At 69.2% G+C, this 21,646-nt stretch carries 17 protein-coding genes; 13 read left to right on the forward strand and 4 right to left on the reverse strand.

From position 1 onward, the window contains the following. Positions 1-61 precede the first annotated feature (61 nt). Together ACWDNU_RS32425 and ACWDNU_RS32430 are read left to right on the forward strand one after the other, a co-directional pair. Positions 62-1,846, forward strand: a complete 1,785-nt coding sequence (locus ACWDNU_RS32425; RefSeq protein WP_449671678.1) for a gamma-glutamyltransferase family protein — start codon at positions 62-64, stop codon at positions 1,844-1,846. Between the two features lie 142 nt (positions 1,847-1,988). Further along, positions 1,989-4,553: a glutaminase domain-containing protein gene (locus ACWDNU_RS32430; RefSeq protein WP_449671679.1), complete on the forward strand. Its 2,565-nt coding sequence runs from the start codon at positions 1,989-1,991 to the stop codon at positions 4,551-4,553. Positions 4,554-4,557: 4 nt separating this feature from the next. Here the strand turns inward: ACWDNU_RS32430 and ACWDNU_RS32435 are convergent, their stop codons facing one another. Beyond that, positions 4,558-6,054, reverse strand: a complete 1,497-nt coding sequence (locus ACWDNU_RS32435; RefSeq protein ID WP_449671680.1) for an acyl-CoA synthetase — start codon at positions 6,052-6,054, stop codon at positions 4,558-4,560. An 84-nt stretch (positions 6,055-6,138) separates the two neighbouring features. On the opposite strand from ACWDNU_RS32435, the gene ACWDNU_RS32440 reads away from it, so the two are divergent. Further along, positions 6,139-6,804: a TetR/AcrR family transcriptional regulator gene (locus tag ACWDNU_RS32440; RefSeq protein WP_449671681.1), complete on the forward strand. Its 666-nt coding sequence runs from the start codon at positions 6,139-6,141 to the stop codon at positions 6,802-6,804. A 185-nt stretch (positions 6,805-6,989) separates the two neighbouring features. Then, the gene (locus ACWDNU_RS32445; RefSeq protein WP_449671682.1) at positions 6,990-10,463 is read left to right on the forward strand and encodes a DEAD/DEAH box helicase; all 3,474 of its coding nucleotides are present in this window, start codon (positions 6,990-6,992) and stop codon (positions 10,461-10,463) included. Between the two features lie 4 nt (positions 10,464-10,467). Here the strand turns inward: ACWDNU_RS32445 and ACWDNU_RS32450 are convergent, their stop codons facing one another. Together ACWDNU_RS32450 and ACWDNU_RS32455 are read right to left on the reverse strand one after the other, a co-directional pair. Further along, complete coding sequence (locus ACWDNU_RS32450; protein ID WP_449671683.1) at positions 10,468-12,042, reverse strand: succinic semialdehyde dehydrogenase; 1,575 nt, start codon at positions 12,040-12,042, stop codon at positions 10,468-10,470. A gap of 16 nt (positions 12,043-12,058) precedes the next feature. Beyond that, positions 12,059-13,687 (reverse strand): GMC family oxidoreductase, encoded by a 1,629-nt coding sequence (locus ACWDNU_RS32455; protein WP_449671684.1) that lies wholly within the window; start codon positions 13,685-13,687, stop codon positions 12,059-12,061. 115 nt (positions 13,688-13,802) lie between these two features. On the opposite strand from ACWDNU_RS32455, the gene ACWDNU_RS32460 reads away from it, so the two are divergent. From ACWDNU_RS32460 to ACWDNU_RS32475, 4 genes are all read left to right on the forward strand, one after another. Next, positions 13,803-14,117, forward strand: coding sequence for a hypothetical protein (locus tag ACWDNU_RS32460; RefSeq protein WP_449671685.1), 315 nt, complete (start codon positions 13,803-13,805; stop codon positions 14,115-14,117). A 240-nt stretch (positions 14,118-14,357) separates the two neighbouring features. Further along, a complete protein-coding gene (locus ACWDNU_RS32465; protein ID WP_009077103.1) occupies positions 14,358-14,567 on the forward strand; it encodes a CbtB domain-containing protein in 210 nt (69 codons plus the stop codon). A gap of 25 nt (positions 14,568-14,592) precedes the next feature. Further along, complete coding sequence (locus ACWDNU_RS32470) at positions 14,593-15,432, forward strand: CbtA family protein (RefSeq protein ID WP_449671686.1); 840 nt, start codon at positions 14,593-14,595, stop codon at positions 15,430-15,432. Beyond that, the gene (locus ACWDNU_RS32475; protein WP_449671687.1) at positions 15,429-16,094 is read left to right on the forward strand and encodes a (2Fe-2S)-binding protein; all 666 of its coding nucleotides are present in this window, start codon (positions 15,429-15,431) and stop codon (positions 16,092-16,094) included. The genes ACWDNU_RS32470 and ACWDNU_RS32475 overlap by 4 nt, the downstream gene beginning before the upstream one ends. Positions 16,095-16,099: 5 nt before the next feature. Here ACWDNU_RS32475 and ACWDNU_RS32480 read toward each other — a convergent pair whose 3' ends face one another. After that, on the reverse strand, positions 16,100-16,672 hold the full coding sequence (locus ACWDNU_RS32480; RefSeq protein ID WP_449671688.1) for a DUF3558 family protein: 573 nt from the start codon (positions 16,670-16,672) through the stop codon (positions 16,100-16,102). A gap of 185 nt (positions 16,673-16,857) precedes the next feature. On the opposite strand from ACWDNU_RS32480, the gene ACWDNU_RS32485 reads away from it, so the two are divergent. The 5 genes from ACWDNU_RS32485 to ACWDNU_RS32505 all read left to right on the forward strand — a co-directional run bounded on the left by ACWDNU_RS32485 (position 16,858) and on the right by ACWDNU_RS32505 (position 21,564). Next, positions 16,858-17,577 (forward strand): DinB family protein, encoded by a 720-nt coding sequence (locus ACWDNU_RS32485; protein ID WP_449671689.1) that lies wholly within the window; start codon positions 16,858-16,860, stop codon positions 17,575-17,577. A gap of 65 nt (positions 17,578-17,642) precedes the next feature. Then, a complete protein-coding gene (locus tag ACWDNU_RS32490; RefSeq protein ID WP_449671690.1) occupies positions 17,643-17,837 on the forward strand; it encodes a hypothetical protein in 195 nt (64 codons plus the stop codon). Positions 17,838-17,899: 62 nt separating this feature from the next. Next, positions 17,900-18,649: a hypothetical protein gene (locus ACWDNU_RS32495; protein ID WP_449671691.1), complete on the forward strand. Its 750-nt coding sequence runs from the start codon at positions 17,900-17,902 to the stop codon at positions 18,647-18,649. Then, a complete protein-coding gene (locus ACWDNU_RS32500; RefSeq protein WP_449671692.1) occupies positions 18,634-19,107 on the forward strand; it encodes a nuclear transport factor 2 family protein in 474 nt (157 codons plus the stop codon). The genes ACWDNU_RS32495 and ACWDNU_RS32500 overlap by 16 nt, the downstream gene beginning before the upstream one ends. 84 nt (positions 19,108-19,191) lie before the next feature. Continuing rightward, entirely contained in the window at positions 19,192-21,564 is a 2,373-nt protein-coding gene (locus tag ACWDNU_RS32505; protein WP_449671693.1) for an HAD-IC family P-type ATPase, read from the forward strand. The last annotated feature ends 82 nt before the right edge of the window (positions 21,565-21,646 follow it).

The raw sequence follows: 21,646 nt of genomic DNA on the forward strand, positions 1-21,646 counted from the left end.
TATCGGACCGGTGTCTCAGATGTCTTTGACGTACCGCCAGCTCGCGCGCGACGATAAGGCCATGGTCCAGACGCGCCCGACGCTGCAGGGCACCTTCGGCATGGTGTCGTCCACCCACTGGCTCGCTTCGGCGGCCGCGATGGCGGTCCTCGAGGACGGCGGCAACGCCTACGACGCCGCGGTCGCGGGCGCGTTCGTGCTGCACGTCGTCGAGCCACACCTCAACGGCCCCGGCGGCGAGGTGCCGTTGATCCTCGCCCCGGCGGGCGGCGCGCCGAAGGTGCTGTGCGGGCAAGGGCCCGCGCCGGCGGGCGCGACGATCGAGCACTACACCTCGCTCGGCCTTGACCTCGTCCCCGGCACCGGCCCGCTCGCCGCCGCGGTGCCCGGCGCGGTCGAGGCATGGCTGCTCCTGCTGCACGACCACGGCACGAAGTCGCTGCGCGAGGTCCTCAAGTACGCCATTCACTACGCGGCGGACGGCCACCCGGCGGTGGAGCGCGTCGGCGCGACGGTGGAGACCGTCCGCGAGCTGTTCGAGAACGAATGGACGACGTCGGCCGAGCTGTACTTGCCCGGCGGGGTCGCGCCGAAACCCGGTGGCCTGCTGAAGAATCCCGCGCTCGCCGAGACCTGGCGCCGGCTGATCGCGGAAGCGGAGGCGGCCGGGAGCGATCGGGAAGCGCAGATCGAGGCAGCGCGGAAAGCGTGGCGCGAAGGGTTTATCGCCGAGGCGCTTGCTGACTTCGCTGCGAAACCGGCGATGGATTCTTCCGGCGAACGGCACGCGGGCACCCTCACCGCCGACGACATCGCCGTGTTCCGGCCGACCTACGAGGACCCGGTCACCCACACCTGGAACGGCTGGACTGTCGCGAAAGCCGGGCTGTGGAGCCAAGGTCCGGCGTTTCTGCAGCAACTCGCGCTCCTGCCGGACGAGCTGGAGTACGCGACGCCGGAGTACTACCACCGGCTCATCGAGGGCACGAAGCTCGCGATGGCCGACCGTGAAGCCTGGTACGGCGACAGCACCGAAGTGCCCATCGAGGCGCTGCTTTCCCCGGAGTACAGCGAAGTCCGGCGCAAACTGATCGGCGACCGGGCGTCGTTCGATCTGCGTCCCGGCAGTCCGGAAGGCCGCGAACCTCAGCTGAGCCGGCACGCGCACTACGTCGCGGGCGGCGGGGTCACCGCGTCGGCGATCGGGGCGGGGGAGCCGACCGTCGCGAAGGACGGCCTGACCCGCGGCGACACCTGCCACCTCGATGTCGTCGACCGCTGGGGCAACATGATCGCCGCGACGCCGAGCGGCGGCTGGCTGCAGTCCAACCCGGTCGTGCCGGAGTTGGGTTTCCCGCTGGGCACGCGGCTGCAGATGGCGTGGCTCGACCCCGGCCTGCCGAACTCGCTCGCGCCGGGCAAGCGGCCGCGCACCACGCTTTCGCCGTCGCTCGCGCTGCGCGACGGCGTGCCGGTGATGGCGTTCGGCACGCCCGGCGGCGACCAGCAGGACCAGTGGAACTTCCACTTCTTCCTCGGCACGGCGTTGCGCGAGAAGGTCCGCGGCGGGCTCGACCTGCAGGGCGCGATCGATGCCCCGAACTGGCACACCGACAGCTTCCCGAGTTCGTTCTACCCGCGCGGCATGGCGGCGGGGAGCGTGACGGTGGAGTCGCGGATCGGTGCGGACGTCGTTGCCGCGCTGGAGGAGCGGGGCCACGACGTGACCGTGGGGGAGCCGTGGTCGGAGGGCCGGTTGTGCGCGGTGGCGCGGGATCCTGAGACCGGGGTGCTTTCGGCGGCGGCGAATTCGCGCGGCGAGCAGGGGTACGCCGCCGGGCGGTAGCTGGGAATGACAAGCGCTGTCTGGAAACGGACAGCGCTTGTCAGTGCTTTCGACAGATTTACAACGTTGTATCGCGGTGCCACACTGAGGCAGCTCGGTTTCTTCTTTCCCGTGTCCGGCATCTGACCGAAAGAAGCTGTCGATGTCCTCCTCCGAAAGTCCCCGCGAAGTCAGCCGCCGCGACGCCCTGCGCTGGGCGGGCACCGGCGCGGCCGCGGCCGCCGCGCTCTGGTGCGCCCCGGAACTGGTCCAGTCCACCGCCTCGGCCGCTCCGGCGGGCACGCTGAACCCGCTGCGCCCGCCCGCGACGCCGCTCATCGTGCGTTCGCCGTACCTCTCGACCTGGCAGGCCGCGGACAACCTGCCCGGCACCTGGTCGACGTTCTGGACCGGGCACGTCACCGCGCTGTGCGGGATCGCCCGGATCGACGGCGCGGCGTACGTGTTCGCCGGGGCGCCGCAGCTGCCGTCCGGTCCGAGCCTGACGCCGATGTCGCAGAACTCCTTGCAGGTCACCGCGACTCGCTCGATCTACGAACTCTCCGGCGGCGGCGTGACCCTCACCGTCACCTTCTTCTCGCCGGTCGATCCCGGCAACCTCCAGCGCCAGTGCGTGCCGTTCGGCTACGTCACCGTCGCCGCCGCGAGCACCGACGGCCGGACGCATACTGTCTCGCTGCATTTCGACACGTCGGCCGAATGGCTGCAATGGGATTCGGCCACGCCGGTCGGCTGGCAGCGGCAGGAATCCGGCGGCATCACGTCGCTGAGCGTCCAGGCCGCTTCGCCGGGCGCGCTCGCCGAGGACGGGCACGACCAGCCGCGCTGGGGTTCGCTCGTGGTCGCGGCGCCTTCTGGCGCGACCTGGCAAATCGGGCAGGACACGGTCGTGCGCGCGACGTCGGCGAACGGGGGAGCGCTGCCCGGGACCAGCGATCCGGACCAGCCGCGGGCGATCAGCGACCGCTGGCCCGTCCTCGCGTTCGCCAAAGATCTGGGCGTCGTCGCGCCCGGGGCGGCGGCCGATCCGCTGGTGGTGGCGATCGGGCACGTCCGCACCCCCGCCGTCAGCTACCTCGGCGCGCAGCTGGCGCCGTGGTGGACGCACTACTGGTCCTCGTGGCAGGACATGGTCGCCTGGTTCCACGCCGACTACCCGGCCGCGCTCGCCGCCGGGATCGCGCTGGACCAGCGGATCGACAGCGAAGCCTCCGCCGCGGCCGGCGGTGGCGGCACCGGCGACCACTACGCGGCGATCTGCGCGCTCGCGCTGCGCCAAGCGTTCGGCGGCACCGAACTGGTCGACCGGAACGGCTCGCCGTGGGCGTTCCTGAAGGAGATCTCGTCCAGCGGCAACGTGTCCACAGTGGACGTGATCTACCCGGCGCTGCCCGGCTACCTCCATCTCTCGCCGGACTTCGTGCGCTTGTTGCTGGAACCGGTCCTCGACTACGCCGAACACGGCGGCTGGCCGATGACGTTCTCGGAACACGACATCGGCGCGTCCTATCCGAACGCGGCCGGGCACAACGACGGCAACGAGGAGAGCATGCCCGTCGAGGAATCGGCCAACATGCTCATCATGTCCGCCGCGGTGGCGCAGCGGCTGGATTCCGCGGCGGCGAAGGCTTTCGTCAACGCCCACTACGGAATTCTGCGGCAGTGGGCCGAATACCTGGTAGGAAACACGCTCGACCCGGGCAACCAGAACCAGACCGACGACTTCACCGGCTGGATCGCGCACAGCGCCAACCTCGCGTTGAAGGGCATCATCGGCGTCGGCGCGATGGCCGTTCTCGCTGATGTCACCGGCAACTCCGCCGATGCCTTGCGGTATCGGTCCATTTCGCGGTCTTACATCAGCCAATGGACGACGCTGGCCAACGACGGTTCGCACCTGCGGATGGCGTATGACCAGCCCGGCACCTGGAGCCTGAAGTACAACGGTTTCGCGGACCGGTTGCTTGGGCTCGACTTGGTGCCACTCGGCACTGCCGCGCGTGAAGCTGCTTGGTATCAATCAAAACGAGGCGCGCACGGTGTCCCGCTCGACCTCCGGCACGACTACACGAAAGCTGACTGGGAACTGTGGACGGCCGCCTGGCTGACCGACCACGCCGACATCCGCGCGACGCTCATCGAAGGCGTCTACAGCTTCGCCAACACGACGGGTTCGCGGGTTCCGTTCTCGGACTGGTACTTCGTCGCTGATGCCCGGCAGTCCGGCTTCCAAGCGCGCCCGGTCGCTGCTGGGTATCTGGCTTTGCTGCCGCATCCGGCTGCTTCGACGACTTCGTGGCGGCGGATCCAGAACCAACGGTCCGGGAAACTCCTGGCGGTGCAGGATATGTCGCTTTCGGACATTGCTGACGTGACGCAGTGGCAGGACAATGGCACGGTCGATCACGTGTGGACAGTCTTGGACAGCGGCGACGGGACTGTCCGGATTATGAACCGCAACAGCGGAAAGGTCCTCGCGGTGCACGACCAGAGCCTGGACAACGGTGCGCACGTGCAGCAGTTCCAGGACAACGGAACGCCGGATCACCTGTGGCGCATCGTCGACGCGGGCGGCGGTTGGTGGAAGCTGCAGAATGTCCACAGTGGAAAGGTGATGGCAGTCGATCAGCAGTCCACTGCGGACGGTGCACAGGTGACGCAGTGGGACGACAACGGGACGCCGGACCACTTGTGGAGGTTCATCTGAGCGGCTAGCGGGCGACGGAATCAGCGGAACCGGTGTAGCGGGCGCGGAGTTCGCGCTTCAGCAGCTTCCCGGTGGCATTACGCGGAAGCTCATCGACCACCTCGACGCGGCGGGGACACTTGAAAGCGGCGATCCGCTCCCGGCAATAAGCGATCACCGCGTCCCCGTCGAGCGAGTCGTCGGCCGGCACGACCACCGCGATGACGGTTTCGCCCCACCGCGGATCCGGCGCGCCGATCACCGCGACGTCGGCGATGCCCGGATGCCGGTGCAGCACCTGCTCGACCTCGATCGGATAGACATTCTCGCCGCCGGAAATGATCATGTCCTTCTTGCGGTCCACCAAAGTCACGAAGCCGTCCGCGTCGCAGCGGGCGAGGTCGCCGGAATGGAACCACCCGCCGCGCATGGTTTCCGCGCTCGCTTCGGGCAGGCCCCAGTAACCCGCGAAGACGTTCGGGCCGCGCAGCACCAGTTCGCCGACCGTCCCGGTGGGGACGTCGTCGTCGCGTTCGTCCACGATCCGCGCCTCGACGTGCAGGAACGGCCGTCCGACGGACCCGGCGTGCGAGCGCACGAACGCCGATTCCAGCACCAGCGCGGCGGGGGAGAGTTCGGTCATGCCGAAACCCTCCACAAAGGTCAGTCCCTTGCCCTCGTAGAACTCGATCACCGGCAGCGGGCACGGCGCGCCGCCGCACAGCAGGTAGCGCAGGCGCGACAGGTCGTAGGAATCGAAGTCCGGGACCTGCGTCATCGCCGCCCACATCGCGGGCACCATGAAATGGACGGTGACCTTCTCCCGCTGGATCAGGGCGAGTGTCTGTTGTGGATCGAACTTGCCCGCGACCACCACGGTGCCGCCCGCGTACAGCAACGGCAGGGTGAACAGCGCGAGCCCGCCGATGTGGAAGAGCGGGGCGACCGTGAGCGTGATGTCGGAGGGGAGCAGGCCTTCCCCGGAGGTGAGCACGTTGATCGCGTTCGCCTCCAGGTTGCCGTGGGTGAGCATGGCGCCCTTGGGTCGCCCGGTGGTGCCGGACGTGTACATCAGCACCGCGACGTCGTCGGCCCCGGTCGGTTCGGGTTCGACGCGGTCCTCTTGGAGGAGTTCGCTGTTGTTGACCAGCGCCCGGCCGTCAGCGGCTTCCTTCGCGAGCGCGGCGAAGGTGTCGTCGTGCACCACGACCACCGGCCGCGCGTCCTCAAGGAGGTACTCGACTTCGGCCGCCGCGAGCCGGAAATTGATTGGCAGCGTGATCGCGCCGAGCCAGGCGACCGCGAAGAGCGTTTCCAGGTAGCCAGTGGAATTCAAGCCCAGCAAGGCAACCCGGTCGCCTTTCCGCACGCCCAGCCCCCGCAGCGCCGCCGCCCGCCGCGCGACCCGATGTTCGAGCTCGGCGTACGTGATCCGCTCTCCGGTCTCCGCAGCCACGAGCGCGACCGCCTCCGGGGTGACGGTGCTGCGCCGGGCAATCCACTGCGCCAAGCTCGATGCCATGCCGAGACTCCTTCGTCGCCGGGGACCAGGACGAAGGTAACCGTACGGACGGTCAGTGGTCAAACCTTCGGCTAGAGTGGGCCGATGCCACCCAAAGGCCGTGCCGGGGACATCCTGGCGACGTTCACCCGCTACGTCGCCGAACGCGGCTACGACGCCGCGAACTTCTCCGACATCGCCGGCGAACTGGGGTTGTCGAAGGGCACCATCGTGCACCACTTCGGCACGAAGGACCGGCTGCTCGCCGCGCTGCACGAGTCGTACATGCGCCGCAGGCTGGCCGAAGCCGCACTGATCCGCGAACGCCTCGCGACACCGACCCGGCAGTTGGCCGGGCTGCTGTACGCGTTCGTGCTGTACCAGGTGGTGGACCGGGAGGCGACCGTCGCGTTCCAGCGCGAGGTCGTCCGGCTCGCGGACAGCGACGCGATGGCCGAGGGCCGCCGGATGCGCGCGGAATACCTCGACCTGGTGCGGGCTGTGCTGTCGGACGGGGCCGCGTCAGGGGAGTTCCGCTCGTGCGACGTCGAGGTGCAGAGCCTGCTGATCTTCGGCTCGGCGCAATGGGCATGGACGTGGTTCGACCCGGCCGGCCCGGTGTCCGCGGAGGAGGTGGGCGCGCAGCTGGTCGAGTTAGTCCTGGGCGGACTGCTGACGCGGCGGACCCGGCTCAGCGGACTGACCGAAGCGGACGGAAAGGTGGTCCGGGTCGTGCGTCAGTCCATTGCGGATGTCGCCAGTGCGGCATAGTGGGCCAGCAGCCCTTTGTCCCTGCTGAATTCGTAGCCCAAGCATTCTTCTCTTTCGTTTCCCATTGTCATGGAATATTCCTCCTCATGGTTGTTCCGGTGCTGCCCGGATGCTTTCGGGCCGCGTGCGAAAGAAATGATCAGCGAGGGGTACAGTCGCGCCGGGCGAGGGAATGAGGGGGTCTGGTGGGCGACGGTGCTCGCACGGCGGAAATCGTGCGGTTCTGGCGGATGGTCGAAATGTTCACTCCACAGGATGTGCCGAAGAAACCGAACACCCGGCCCGGCGCCGACAGCGAGCAGGTGGTGTTCGATCTCGGTCCGCGCGACCTGGCGCCGTGGGAAGAAGGCCATCCGGTGTGGCGGCTTCCAACGAAGCCGCGGATGACGTGGCAGTTCACCGTTTACGGCGGGTTGTACGAGTTGTCGGCGGTCCGGAACGAGCTTGTACGCGCTTTGGGCCGCGACGCCAAGGAGCCCGACGGACGGCTCGACCGGCACACCGCGCTGCTGGCGTTCACTGTGGACGACAAGGGCGGCCTGGTGGAGAACTCCGCGACGTTGTCCGCCTGCGCATGGGCCATCGGCCGCACGCGCTCCCCGGGACCGGGCGCCCGGGACTGGCTGGACGGGTTCGAAGCGGAGGAACGAGAGTTCGCCAGACAGCTCGACCGGCTGGTCCCGCCGTCGGCGCGAACGGCCCCGGCAGAGGACGACGACTCCGCCGAATCGGTGGTGAGCAAGGTAAAGCAGGCCGCTGGCGAGCAAGTCAAGAACGCCGCGGCCGAGGCGGTCAAGGCAGGGGCGAAATCTGCCGGGACCGCGGTGACGACGGCGGCCGCCGCGGCGGTGGGCTCGGTCGCCGGCCCGGTCGTCGGCGGGATCGCGGGCAGCGTCGCCGGCGCGTTCGCGGAGAAGCTGCTGACTCCGCGCACGCGAGAGAAAGCCTCGGCGAAGCAGCCGGCCGGCTCCGCGACGGGGCAGCCGGACTGGGAAGAAGCGGGCGGCTGGCCGTGTCTCGGCGCGGGCGACGTGCACCGGCTGGTGTCTTCGCTGACGAGGGGACTCGGTCTGGCCGCGCTGGCGCCGTCCGGCGTCCGCGTGAAGTGCGCCTTGGTGCCGATCCGGGAGTCGGCCGAAGCGGGCGAGCAGAATTTCCTCAACAGCTTCATCGCGAAGGATCTGGGCCGGATCGAACAGGATCTCCGAAGCGGGAACGCGGGCCGGGGACTCTCGCAGTACCTGACCGCACCGCGCGCTCTTCCCGTCGCGGCGCGGGTCGATGTGCGGGAAACTCCGGACGCGGTCGTGGCTGGCGTGACGCCCGGCAGCATCCCGGCCGGCCGGTGGCCGACCGACCTCGGGAAACCCCTGGTGCTGAGCCAGCAGTTCGCGGTCGACCGGATCTTCGCCGAACTCGCCGACGGCAGCGGGCTGTTCGCGGTGAACGGCCCGCCCGGGACCGGGAAGACGACGATGCTGCGCGACGTGCTCGCGGGCATCGTCGTCCGCCGGGCCGACCGGCTCGCCACGCTGCATCACCCGGTCGAGGCGTTCACCGGGCAGATCGGCAGCGTCGCGCTGAACGCGAAACACACCGCTCACGTGTACCGCCCCCGGCCCGAACTGACGGGGTTCGAGGTCGTGCTCGCGACCGCGAACAACGGGGCGGCGGAGAACGTCACCGCCGAAATACCCGGGGTCAAGGCGGTGGGCGGGGCCGCGGCCGAAGCGCTGGACGCGGACTACTTCACCGAACTCGCGTCGCACGTCCTCGACGCCCCGGCATGGGGGCTGATGGCCGCGACGCTCGGCAGCATGAAGAAGCGGAGCCGGTTCGCCAGCCGGTTCTGGTGGGGCGACGGTCAAAGCCAGCAGGAACCGGCCGGGAAGAACGGACGGCCGGAGCCGGCGAAGAAGAAGCTCTCCGGGATGCTCCAGATCCTCCAGCAGGCGCAACGGAAACCTGAATCGGCCGCCGACTGGGCTCGCGCGGTCAAGCGGTTCAAGGACGCTTCGGCCGAGGTCCGGCGGCTCGCGGCGGAACGGCAGGAAGTCGCCGACGCGGTGGCCGCGCATCCCGGATGCCAGGCTGCCCGCGACGCGGCGGCGGACCAGGTTGTCGCGGCGGTCCGCCGGGGCGAGCACGCGCGGGGCCAGCTCGCCGGGGCGGAACAGGTGCTGGCACAAGCCCGGAAGGCGTTCGCGGACGAGGACGCGGAGTCGAAGCACCACGCGCTCAACCGGCCCGGGTTCTGGATCCAGCTCTCCACCTGGTTCAAGGCGGGCCGCGAGTGGGCGAGGCTCGCCGACGAACTTCGGCGGCGCCGCGCGGCGGCCAAACAGGAGTGCGAGCGGGCGTGCCGGATCGCGGCCGGGTGGCAGGAGGAATTGGGCTCCGCCACCGTGGCCTGGCAGCAATCGGTTCAGGCGAGGGACGCGGCCGAAGGTGTGTTCGCCGAGGTTTGCGCACGCATCGAGGCGGGCCGTCGGCGCTGGCCGGGGAACGTCCCCTTCCGGCCGGATTTCGACGGCGACGACGAGTTCCAGCGCTGCGCGCCCTGGGCCGACGCGGAGTTCACGGCGGCGCGCAACCGCTTGTTCCTCGAAGCGCTGCGCTTGCACAAGAGGTTCGTGCTCGGAGCCGAACCGAGGCTGCGCGACAACCTGGCGGCGATCGAGGCGTATCTGAAGGGCCGGGTCAAGCCGGAGCCCGCCGTTCTGCTCGCGGCGTGGCAGGCGTTGTTCCTGGTCGTGCCGGTAGTGTCCACCACCTTCTCGTCTCTGCCGCGGCTGTTCGCCGGGCTCGGCCGGGAATCTCTCGGCTGGCTGTTCGTCGACGAGGCGGGACAGGCGACTCCGCAGGAGGTCGTGGGCGGGATCTGGCGGGCCCGGCGTTCGGTGATCGTGGGAGATCCGCGGCAGCTCGAACCGATCGTGTCGCTGCCGTCGTCCGCGCAGGAGGTGCTTCGCCGGCATTGCCAGGTGGACGAACAGTGGTTGCCGGACGCCGCGTCGGCACAGCAGATCGCCGACCGGACGGCGCGGTACGGCACCCAGCTGGCGGACTCGGACGGCAGCGGCACCGCCTGGGTGGGCGCGCCGTTGCGGGTGCACCGGCGGTGCGACCGGCCGATGTTCGGGATTTCCAACGACATCGCCTACGGCGGGACCCTCATGGTGTACGGGACGCACCACGACGGCGACTTCCCCGGGCGGAACGGCTGGATCCACGTGCCGTCCGGCGCGTCGGACGAGCATTGGCTGCCGGCGGAAGGCGAAGCGCTGGCGGGCCTGCTCCGGCAGCTCAGGCGGGACGGCGTCCACGCTGACGACATCCGGGTGGTCAGCCCGTTCCGCGCGGTCGTGCGCGGTTCGCGCAGGGTCGGCCGGGAGGTGTTGGGGGAGGAGTTCGCCCGTACGAACGTCGGCACCGTGCACACCATGCAGGGCAAGGAAGCCGACGTGGTGATCCTCGTGCTCGGCACCCCGGACCACCGGGAACGAGCCCGGGAGTGGGCCGCGGAGAAACCGAACCTGCTCAACGTCGCGGTTTCGCGGGCGAAGCGCCGGCTCTACGTGATCGGCAACCGGCGAAACTGGCGGACCCAGCCGTACTTCAGCGTGCTCGCCGACCGGATCCCGGATCTCGAACAGTGAGCGGCTACCGGATCCTGAGCCGTCGCATCATCTTCAGCCCGGACAGCATTCCTTCCACGTACTTCTCGTACTTCTGTCCCGGCCGCGGGCTCATCACCGGCTTCTTCAGCACCGCCAGGTTCTGCACATCGGTGTACTTCAAAAGCCCCTGATCCCCGTGCCGGGCACCGACTCCGGACGTCTTCACCCCGCCGGAAGGCGTCCCCTTGGCGGCATACGCCGTCGCCAGGCTGTCGTTCACGTTGACGTTGCCCGTCTCCAGTCGAGCCGCCACCGCGGAGGCTGCGCGAATGTCCTTGCCCCACACCGAAGCATTCAGCCCGTAGTCGGTGTCGTTGGCCAATTCGACGGCCTCGTCCACCGTCCGGTACCGATGCAGCGCCACCACCGGCCCGAAGGTCTCGGTGACCCCGCACAGCATGTCCTTCGTGACACCTTCCAGAATGGTCGGCTCGAAGAACGCCGGGCCCAGATCCGGACGCGGACGCCCGCCGCACAACACGGTGGCTCCCTTGGAAACCGCATCGTCCACATGGGACTTGACCCGGTTCATGTGGTCCACCGAAACCAGCGAACCCATTTCCGGGCCGAAATCGTAAGCCGCCCGGACATCCAGCGCGGAAGCCTTGGCGACAAAGGCTTCCTTGAATTCCTCGTAACGCGACTCCGGCAGGTAGATCCGCTCGATGTGCATGCAAATCTGCCCGGTATTGCCGAACGCGCCGAACACCGCGCCCGGCACCGCGTCGGCGAAATCGGCGTCCGGGAGCACGATCATCGGATTCTTGCCGCCGAGTTCGAGACAGCAGCCGATCAGGTTCCGGCCCGCCTGTTCGCCGATCACCTTGCCGGTGGCGGTGGAGCCGGTGAACATCACGTAGTTGGCTTGGCCGATGAGCGTCGGGCCGACGTCCGGGCCCTCGCCGCACACGACCTGGAACAGGCCCTTCGGCAAACCCGCTTCTTCCAGCAGTTGCACGCCGTACAGCGGCGAAAGCGCGGTCTTGTTGTCCGGCTTCAAGACCACCGCATTGCCCGCCATGAGCGCTGGAATGGCGTCGGAAATGCCGGTGGCGAACGGGAAATTCCACGGTGCGATGATCCCGACCACGCCCTTGGGCACCCGGATCTCGGTTGACGACGACACCAGCGGCACCGGTCCGCCGCGCCGGGTCGGGGCGAGCAATTTGGGCGCCCGCCGAAGGTAGTGGCTCATGATCATCGGCGGATCGCACGTTTCCTCGATCGCCATCCGCCGGTTCTTGCCGCTTTCGACCTGGATCAGGTCGGCGATCGTCCGCGCGCGGTCGATGAAGAGCGAATGTGCCCGCTGGAACACCGCGAGCCGCTGCTTGAGCGGCGTCGCGGCCCACTTCGCTTGCGCCGCCCGCGCGGTGGCGAACGCCTGCTCGATGTCAGCGGGCGTCGACTGCGGCAGGTCCACCAGGACGTCGCCGGTGTAGACCTCGGTGAGCGGCCACACCGCGCCGCCCGAGCCCGGCACGCGCGCGACGAGCTGCCGGAGGAACTCGTCGGTCGCCGAGGCCGGGCGAGTGGGCCGGACCGGGGTGACGGTCATGGTGTTCCGCTCCTTCTCAGTTGCCGGAAAGAACCAGCTGCGCGCCCATTTCGCCGATCATGATGCAGGGCGCGTTGGTGTTGCCGCCGGTGATCGACGGCATGATCGAGGCGTCGCAGACCCGGAGCCCGTCCACGCCGCGCACCCTGAGGTCCGGCCCGACGACGGCGAGGTCGTCCACGCCCATCCGGCAGGTGCCGACGCCGTGGTACACCGACGTCGCGCGGTTGAGGATCGCGTCGCGCAGCTCCTGGCCGCGCAGCTGCTTGCCGGGGTGGATTTCCTCGTTGATCGAGCCCTTGAACGCCTTCGACGCGAAGATCTCGCGCACCATCTCCGAGCCTTCGCCGAGCACTTCGAGGTCAGCCGGGTCGGAGAGGTACTGCGGGTCGATGAGCGGCGTCGCGGTCGGATCCGCCGAGGACAGCCGGATCGTGCCGCGGCTCTTCGGGTAGATCAGCGTGGTGAGGACGGTCAGCGCCGGCCGCTTGTCGACCGGGTGCCGGATCGGCGCGTCCTGGTTCGGCGACACGTACGCCCACGGCAGCAGGTGCAGCTGCAGGTCCGGCACCGTGGTGGCCTGCGACGTCTTGAGGAACGCGAGCGCCTCGAACACCGAGTTGGCCAGGAACGTCGAACCCGGCTTGAGCAGCTCGCGGGCCATCCCGCGGGCGAAATACGGTGCGGTGCCCTTGTTCTTGCACGACGACACCTGGAACGTCAGCGCGTGGAACATGTGGTCGTGCAGGTTGTCGCCGACCGGCAGATCCGCGAGCACGTCGATGCCGTGCTCCTTGAGATGCTCGGCGTGCCCGATCCCGGACAGCATCAGCAGCTGCGGCGACCCGACGAACCCGGCCGCGAGGATGACCTCCTTGCCCGCGCGGATCGTGCGGTGCTTGCCGCCCGCGTCGGTCACCTCGACGCCGGTCGCGCGCCCGTTCTCGATCACCACTTTCCGCACGAACACGCGCGACTGGATCTCGAGCGTCCGGGGTGCGAGGTGGTGCAGGTAGCCGCGCGAGGCGCTGTAGCGGAGGCCGTCGGCAGCGTTCTGCTGCATCCGGCTGACGCCTTCCTGCGATTCGCCGTTGTAGTCGTCGATGATGTCGCAGCCGATCGCGTCGGCCGTCGCGTCGAGGAACTGCAGCGTGCCTTCCTGCGGGATCTTGTTGCGGGTGATCTTGATCGGCCCGCCCGCGCCGCGGAAGGCGTTCTCGCCGTCCTCGAAGTCCTCCATGCGCTTGTACGCGGCGTTGACGCCGTCGGCGTCCCAGCCGGTGTTGCCCTCCGCCGCCCAGGAGTCGAAATTCGCCCGGTTGCCCCGGACGTAGACCATCCCGTTGACCGAACTGGAGCCGCCGAGCACCTTCCCGCGCGGCACCGGCATGCGTCGATCGAGAACATGTTTCTGTGGGACCGAGTAGAACCCCCAGTCGCTCATTTTCTTGAGCTGGGGAACCGCGTGCAGCGGGGCGACCAGCCCCGGTTTGCGCAACAGCAGCTGCTCGTCGCTCTTGCCCGCCTCAAGCACGATCACGCTGGCCCCGGACTCCGCGAGCCGTCCGGCGACAGCAGCTCCCGAGCTGCCCGACCCGACGACCACGTAGTCGGCTTCGTTGCTCCGGGCCACCCTGGCTGCCATGTCCGCTCCTCGTCCCGCGCACCGCCGAAACTATAACCTGTTCTAGTTCAGGCACGGTATAGCTTTCCCGCTCGCCGCGCAACGCCTCGCGCGCGAACCTGATTGACTTGCCTTCATGGGGACTGAGGAAGCGAACCGCCGCATCGACGCCGGGGAGACGGCGCCGGATCTGCGGGGGCTGCACCTGACGGAGGTTCCGGCTCGGGTGGTGGAACTCGGCGGTCTCGAGAAGCGGATGTTCCTTCGCCCGCAACGGCTCGCGCAGCAACAGCAGGAAGCCCGCTGCCTCGGCGTGTTCGCGGTCGTCCCGGCCGGATGGCGACGGATCACCGGGTCGCCGTACGAGATCCAGCTCTGCTGCGAGGAGCCTGGCGTCGGCTGGACGGCGACAAGGGCATTTGCCCCGGCCTTCTGCCGCAACCCCGGGTGAGCACCCTTGCTCCGTTCGGTGCGACCCCGCGCACACCGGCTGGGCAAACCAGGCGATAAGCGACACCGGGCGATTGACGGCCGACCGGACACCGCCGTAGCGTGCTGCTCGCGCGACGGCTTCCCGAAGCCGGTGAGATTCCGGCACGGTCGCGCCACTGTGTGCCCATCCCGGGCGAGTCAGGTCGAGGAGCCGTCGTCAGGTCCACCCGCAAGGGACGCGTCATCCCGAAGGAGAGCCATGGCCACCATTCCGGCCGACCGGTCCACCCCGGTCGTCTTGCCCGTGTCGAAAGCCGCTTTGCTGCTCGGCGCGACCATTGTCGGCGCGCTGCTGCTGTACTACTTCATCGGCGTCGACCAGGGCGCGGTCTCGATCTTCGGCAGCGACACGCACGTGCACGAGTTCGTCCACGACGCGCGGCACTTCCTCGGCTTCCCCTGCCACTGACGCGCCCGGAACGGACAACCGAACAATGCAGAACAAGCTGATTCTGCGCGGCCTCCTCGCCGGAGCGCTGGGCGGATTGCTGGCGTTCGTCTTCGCGCGGATCTTCGCCGAACCGCTGACCCAGGCGGCCATCGACTACGAATCCGGCCGCGACGAGGCGCAGATGGCGCTCGACAAAGCCGCCGGGATGGCGAGCGAACACGAGGGCCACGAGATCTTCAGCCGTGCCGTGCAGGGCAACCTCGGCATCGGGCTCGGCATGGTGCTCTTCGGAGTCGCGATGGGCCTGCTGTTCGCGGTGACCTACACGGTGCTGCTGGGCCGCGTCGGCCGGATCCGCGCGCGGGTGCTGGCGGTGCTCGTGGCCGGGGCCGGGTTCCTGACCCTGTACCTCGTGCCGTTCCTGAAGTACCCGGCCAACCCGCCGGCGGTCGGGCACGAGGCCACCATCGGCGCGCGCACCGGGCTGTACCTGACCATGGTCGTCGCGTCGGTGATCTTCCTGGTCGCGGCCGTCGTCGCGGGCAAACGGCTCGCGCCGCGGCTGGGCAACTGGAACGCGACGCTCGTCGCGGGCGCCGGGTTCGTCGTGCTGTCCGGGCTCCTGATGGCGCTGCTGCCGTCGCTGGGGTCGCTGGCCAGCAACGTCGCCGAATACGGCCCGCAGACCAGCGAAACGCCGCTGCCGCTCAAGGGTCCCGACGGCCAGATCGTGTACCCCGGATTCCCCGCCGACACGCTCGTCGGATTCCGGCTCTACTCGGTGCTGGCACAGGTCATCCTGTGGGCGACCATCGCGCTCGTGTTCGGCCCGCTCGCCGAACGGGTGCTGGACCGCGGGCGCGCGGTTACCGTCGAGGCGTGAACCCGCTTACCGGACTGGGCCCGTTCTTCGCCGTCGACACGCATTCGGCTGACGAACCGGCTTCGCCGTGGCGTCCGCTCTCCGAAGTCCTCGATGACGGCCCGGTGCTGCGCGAACGCGTCGCGCAGAACCGGGCCGTGCTCGGCGGCGATTTCGTGGAATTGCGCGTCGCGGCGTCGATCGCGCATCTCGGGCTGGCTGCGCGGCTCCTCTCGCCCGCGTTAGGTCTTGCTGCCGGGGCGGGAGCGATTCCGGACTACTCGACGGCTTGGTGGCAGCCGAAGCTCGGCGGCGCGTTTCCGTTGTCCTTGAAGGAAGATTCGCGGGTTGAGTCCGATGTGGTCACAGCCTTCGCGGAGCGGGTGCTGCGCGGTCCGTTGGTGCGGCTGGACAAGGCGATGGCGCAGTTCTCGCTGGCGGAGAACGTCCGGCGGGGGAACGTGGCGTCGGCGCTGAACGGGGCGGTGACGGTGTTGCGGTCCGAGCGTCCAGAGTGGACTGACCGGGTCGTCGAAATCGTTGGTGCGCTGGAGGAATTGCCGGAGCTTGCCGGAACTGCGACTCGGGAGAACGGGCGATTCCGGCGTCGCAGCTGCTGCTTGTTCTATCGGGCGACGCCGGATCGTGACGGTCCGAAGTGCGGGGACTGTGTGCTGGTCTGACCGGGTCAGGGCGCTCGGTTGGCCTGGTAGGCGACCATGATCCCGGCGAATCGGTCTGCTTCGTAGCAAGGGTCGCCGTACGCGTCCAGCTTCGGATCGGTGGCCGTGACGGTGACGTCGAGGAGCGTGTCGTCGGCGACGCCGGTTTCGACGGTGCAGTGGCCGTCGCGGTCGTCTCGGTGAACGCCGGGGTAGCTGTGGACGAAGACCGGGGCGAAGTCCGCAACCACGGCACGGCGGTGGTACAGCGCTTCCAGCCCGCCTGAGGTGGTGTCGACGGAGGCGACGTACGTCAAGGCCTTCGTGTCGTGGGGGATCCAGGTGCAGGCGGTTTTCCCGGCGACAGGGGAGGCCGTTCCCTGGTTGTTGACGAAGAACATGGTCAGCTGGTGGGAGGTCATCAGGTCGCAGGGCTTGGTGGTGAACTGCGTGAGATCCAGCGGGGCATCGGGCAGCGGCGGCGACAGACGCGGCGGAGGCGGCGGCGCGGACGAGCAGCCTGCGACGCCGAGGAGGAGCGCGAGCAGCAAGCCCGTACGGCGACTGCCGCCGGGAGGCACGATTTTGTTCGGCGCCACAGAATTGAGCATAGCCGTATTTCGGTGCTCTCGGTTTCCGGTCGAAAGGCAGTAAAAGACCGTTTTGTGCGGCCGAATGCCAAAGTCTCTCAGCGGGGTTTCCCTGCGCGGCGAGCAGCCGGGAAGATCGTCCCGCGTGCCGAGGGCGGCCGGTTTTGTCGGTGCCCCGACCTAGGATGCGGAGCATGAAACGGTATGTCGACGAGGACCTGAACGGTGCGGAGTTCCGCGAGTGCGATCTGACCGGGGCGCGCCTGATCGGCGTCGTCATGCAGGACGCCGTGATCGACGGGCTCGTCTCCAACCTCGTGGTGAACGGGGTCGAGGTCGGCGAGTACGTCGAGGCGGAGCTGGACCGGCGATATCCGGTGCGGGTGCTGATCCGCTCCGAGGACCCGGTCGATCTGCGCGAGGCGGCGCGTCAGCTCCGCAAAGGCTGGGCTGCCACGGTCGAGCGGATCCGCAGTGCGCCCGGCATCGAGCGCCGCAGCGTGAACGACGAGTGGTCGGCGGCGCAGACGATGCGCCACCTGGTCTTCGTCCACGATTCGTGGTTCCGCCGCTGCTGCCTTGGCTCGACGGAGCTGTTCACGCCGATGGGCATCGGGCCGGACGTCGGTCCCTACCGCGAAGCGCACGGCCTGGACCGCTCGCTCGATCCGTCCCTTGACGAGATCGTGCGCGTGCGCGACGAACAGGCGGCCGAGCTCGGGGCCTGGCTCGACGAGGTCACCGCCGCACAGCTCGAGGCGCCAGCACCGGTGCCCGAAGACGATGTCTGGCCGCCGTACGCGAGGGGCCGCTCCGTGCGGCAATGCCTGCGCACGGTGCTCAACGAGACCTTCGAGCACCACGGCTTCTGCGTCCGCGACCTCGACCTGATCGAGGTGCAGGACGTGGAGTAGGGATTGGACCTGCGATCGAGATCTGCGCGGGGAACACTGGCGAAGGAGAGCGCCGGGAGGTTGCCATGCGGAGGAACTATTGGACCTACAGCGCGGGGCTGCTCGTCGCGTGGGCGCTGGTCTTCGTGCTCGTCGGCCTGATTCGCGGCGGACACGAGGTGCAGGTCGTGCTGCCGGTGTTCGGCGGCTTCTGCATCGGCTGGGTGAGCACCACCATCGCGCGGTACGTGTACCCGCCGCCGAAGCAGTGGCTGAGCTGAACCCGTCCCGGTCGGCGAGACGATCGTCGCCACCGCCGCGCTGTTGTTCGTAAGGTCGGCCGGTGTTGTCCGAACGAGCGTTCTTCTCCTTCGTCGCACTGGCCGATCCCTCGCGGAAACGCGAGTACAACGAGTGGCATCAGCTCGACCACCTGCCGGAGAACCTGCGCCTCCCCGGCGTCGCGCACGGCGACCGCTGGGCCTGGACCGGCGACGGCACCGCGAGCCCGGAGCTGGCTGTCGACTATGTGGCGATGTACTGGTTCCGCCCGCCGTACGAGCAAAGCGTGGCCGAATGGCGCAAGCTCGGCGAAGACTCGTTCCAGTGGGGCCGCGGACCGCTGATTCCGGGCGTGCGGCGGCCGTTGCTGGGGTTCTTCACGCCGGTGCTCGGCTATGTCGCGCCACGCATCCGGTTGTCCGCGGACGCGCTGCCGTTCCGGCCGAATCGCGGACTGCACGTCACGGTCACCGAGCTGGCCGAACCGCACAGCGACGAGGCGCACGCGCAGTTCGCGTGGCAGGACCGGACGCGGATTCCCGACCTGCTGACCTGCCCGGGCGTTGCCGGAGCCTGGACGTTCTCCTTCCTCGGCAGGCAGCAGCATTCGACACTGAACATCGGCTCCGTGGAGGAACGCGCGCCGGGTTCGCTGCGAGTCCGGCTGTTGTACCTGGACGAGGACCCGGTCGAGGTGAGCCGCGAAATCGCCGAGCGGGAACGCCGCTGGGAGCCCGCGCCGCATCCCGAGGCCGAGCGGACGCTGCTTTCCGGACCGGTTCGGACGATCTGCCCTTGGCGGGACTGGTGATCCCCGTCGAGGAATGGGCCGCGCTGCACGATCTCGTGCACCGTTACGCCGCCCGTGTCGACCAGCGCGATTTCGCCGGGGTCGCCCGGCTGTTCGGCGACGACGGGGTGCTCGTGCTGCCTGATCCGCCTCGCGAGTTCGGCCCGGCCCACGAGCATCGCGGTCCGGAAGCCGTCGCTGCGGCCTTGTCCGTGCTGGACGACGTGCCGCTGACCGCGCATGGCATTACCGGCGTTGTCTTTGACCCCGGCGGCGATCCCGCGATCGCGCGCGGACGGATCACCTGCGTCGCCCACCATGTGACCCCGCGCGACGGACGCTTCGCCGACGCGGTGTGGCATCTGCACTACCTCGACCGCTACGCCAAGACCACCGGAGAATGGCGGTTCGCGCGCCGTGAAGTGCACCTCGATCTGATCGAAACCCGGGAGGTCCGCGCGTCCCGCCTCGGCCGGTGACCTGCGCCGCGTCACCCGAACGGGCGGACCCGTCCGGGGCGGCGGCGCGACGGGTTTGCCCGGAAACTGCGTAAGGTCGAGTCCATGCCAGGGGAAGACGGCCTGCTCACGCAGGACAGCACGCGCGGGCTGACCGCGGCCGAGGTGGCCGAGCGGGTCGCCGCGGGACGGACCAACGACGTGCCTTCGCGCACGAGCCGCAGCGCGTGGGAGATCGTCCGGTCGAATGTCTTCACCCGGATCAACGCGATCTTCGCGGTGCTCGCGGTGATCATCTTCTCCACCGGCTACCTGCTGGACGGGCTGTTCGCCGGGGTGATCGTGGCGAACAGCGTCGTCGGCATCGTGCAGGAGCTGCGCGCCAAGCGGACGCTGGACCGGCTCGCGATCGTCGGCCAGGTGCGCCCGCGCGTGCGCCGCGACGGGACGAGCAGCGAGCTGGCCCCGGAAGAGGTCGTCGCCGACGACGTGCTCGAGATCGGCGCGGGCGACCAGGTGGTGGTCGACGGCGAGGTGCTGTCCGCGGACGCGCTCGAGGTCGACGAATCGCTGCTCACCGGCGAATCGGACCCGGTGGTGAAGCGCGCGGGCGACCCGATCATGTCCGGCAGTTTCGTGGTGGCCGGGAACGGGGCGTACCGGGCGACGAAGGTCGGATCGGAGGCGTACGCGGCGAAGCTGGCCGAGGAGGCGGGCCGGTTCACGCTGGTCGATTCGGAGCTGCGGAACGGGATCAACAAGATCCTGAAGGTCATCACGTACCTGCTGGTCCCGGCCGGCGCGCTGTCGATCTACAACCAGCTTTCCGGTTCGCAGAAGCTGCCCGACGCGCTGCGCGGGATGGTCGCGGCACTCGTCCCGATGGTGCCGGAGGGCCTGATCCTGCTGACCTCGGTTGCGTTCGCGGTCGGCGTGATCCGGCTGGGCCGCAGGCAATGCCTGGTCAACGAGCTGCCCGCGATCGAGGGGCTGGCTCGCGTGGACGTCGTGTGCGCGGACAAGACCGGCACGCTCACCGAGAACACCATGCGGCTGTCCGAGCTGCGGCGGTTGCACGAGGAGGGCGAGGCGCCGGAGACGGTGCTGGCCGCGCTCGCCGCCGCCGACCCGCGCCCGAACGCCAGCCTGGTCGCGATCGCCGAGGGCTGTCCGGCCGCGCCGGACTGGACGCCGACCGCCGTGGTGCCCTTCTCGTCGGCGCGGAAGTGGAGCGGCGCGGCGTTCGGCGAACACGGCGACTGGGTGCTCGGCGCGCCGGACGTGCTGCTGCCCGCCGAGTCGGAGGAACGCGCGGAAGCCGAACGGATCGGCGCGCAGGGCCTGCGGGTGCTGCTGCTGGGCCGGGCCGCGAACGCCGTCGACGCGCCGGACGGGCCGGGCAAGGTCACGCCGGTGGCGCTGGCCGTGCTGGAACAGAAAATCCGCGGCGACGCCCGCGAGACGCTCGACTATTTCGCCGCCCAAGGCGTTGCGGTGAAACTGATTTCGGGCGACAACGCGGTGTCGGTCGGCGGTGTGGCCCGCGCGCTGGCGCTGCCCGGCGGCGAGGCCCCGGTCGACGCGCGGACGCTGTCCGAAGACCCCGGCAAGCTGGCCGAGGAACTGGAAGGCACCGCGGTGTTCGGCCGCGCGACGCCCGCGCAGAAGCGATCGATGGTCGCGGCGCTGCAGGCTCGCGGACACACCGTCGCGATGACCGGCGACGGCGTCAACGACGTCCTCGCTTTGAAGGACTCGGACGTCGGCGTCGCGATGGGCGCGGGCAGCCCGGCGACCCGGTCGGTCGCGCAGATCGTGTTGCTGGACAACGCTTTCGCGACCCTGCCGTACGTCGTCGGCGAAGGCCGCCGGGTGATCGGCAACATCGAACGAGTCGCGAACCTGTTCCTCACCAAGACGGTGTACTCGGTGCTGCTGGCGCTGATCGTCGGCGTGCCCGGGCTGATCGGCCAGGACGCGATGCCGTACCCGTTCCTGCCCCGGCACGTGACGATCGTCGGCTGGTTCACCATCGGCCTGCCCGCCTTCGTGCTGTCACTCGCGCCCAACAACGACCGCGCGCGCAGCGGATTCGTCGGCCGAGTGCTGCGAATGGCGATCCCGGCCGGGGTGGTGATCGGGGCCGCGTCGTTCGTCGCGTACATCCTGGTCCATCCTGGCAACGCGACCACCCATGCCGCGCAGGTCCAGGCGAGCACCACGGCGCTGATGACGTTGATGGCGCTGGCATTGTGGGTGCTGGCGGTCGTAGCGCGGCCCTACACCTGGTGGAAAGCCGCGCTGGTGGCGACGATGGCGGTGGTTTCAGCGCTCATGTTCCTGCTGCCGTGGACGCGCGAGACTTTCGAACTCGACCCGAGCAATACCGGCTACACGCTGACGGCGGTGTGCTGTGCCGCGGCGGGAGTGGTGCTGATCGAGATCGGGCGGTGGATCGGGAACCGGATCGGGACATGACGGTCTGTGAGGGGAACCCTGAGGGAATCAGGTTCCCTCAGGGTTCCCCTCACAGACGACTGGCGGGGCTATCGCCGGGCGC

This window comes from Amycolatopsis sp. NPDC003676, assembly GCF_053587275.1.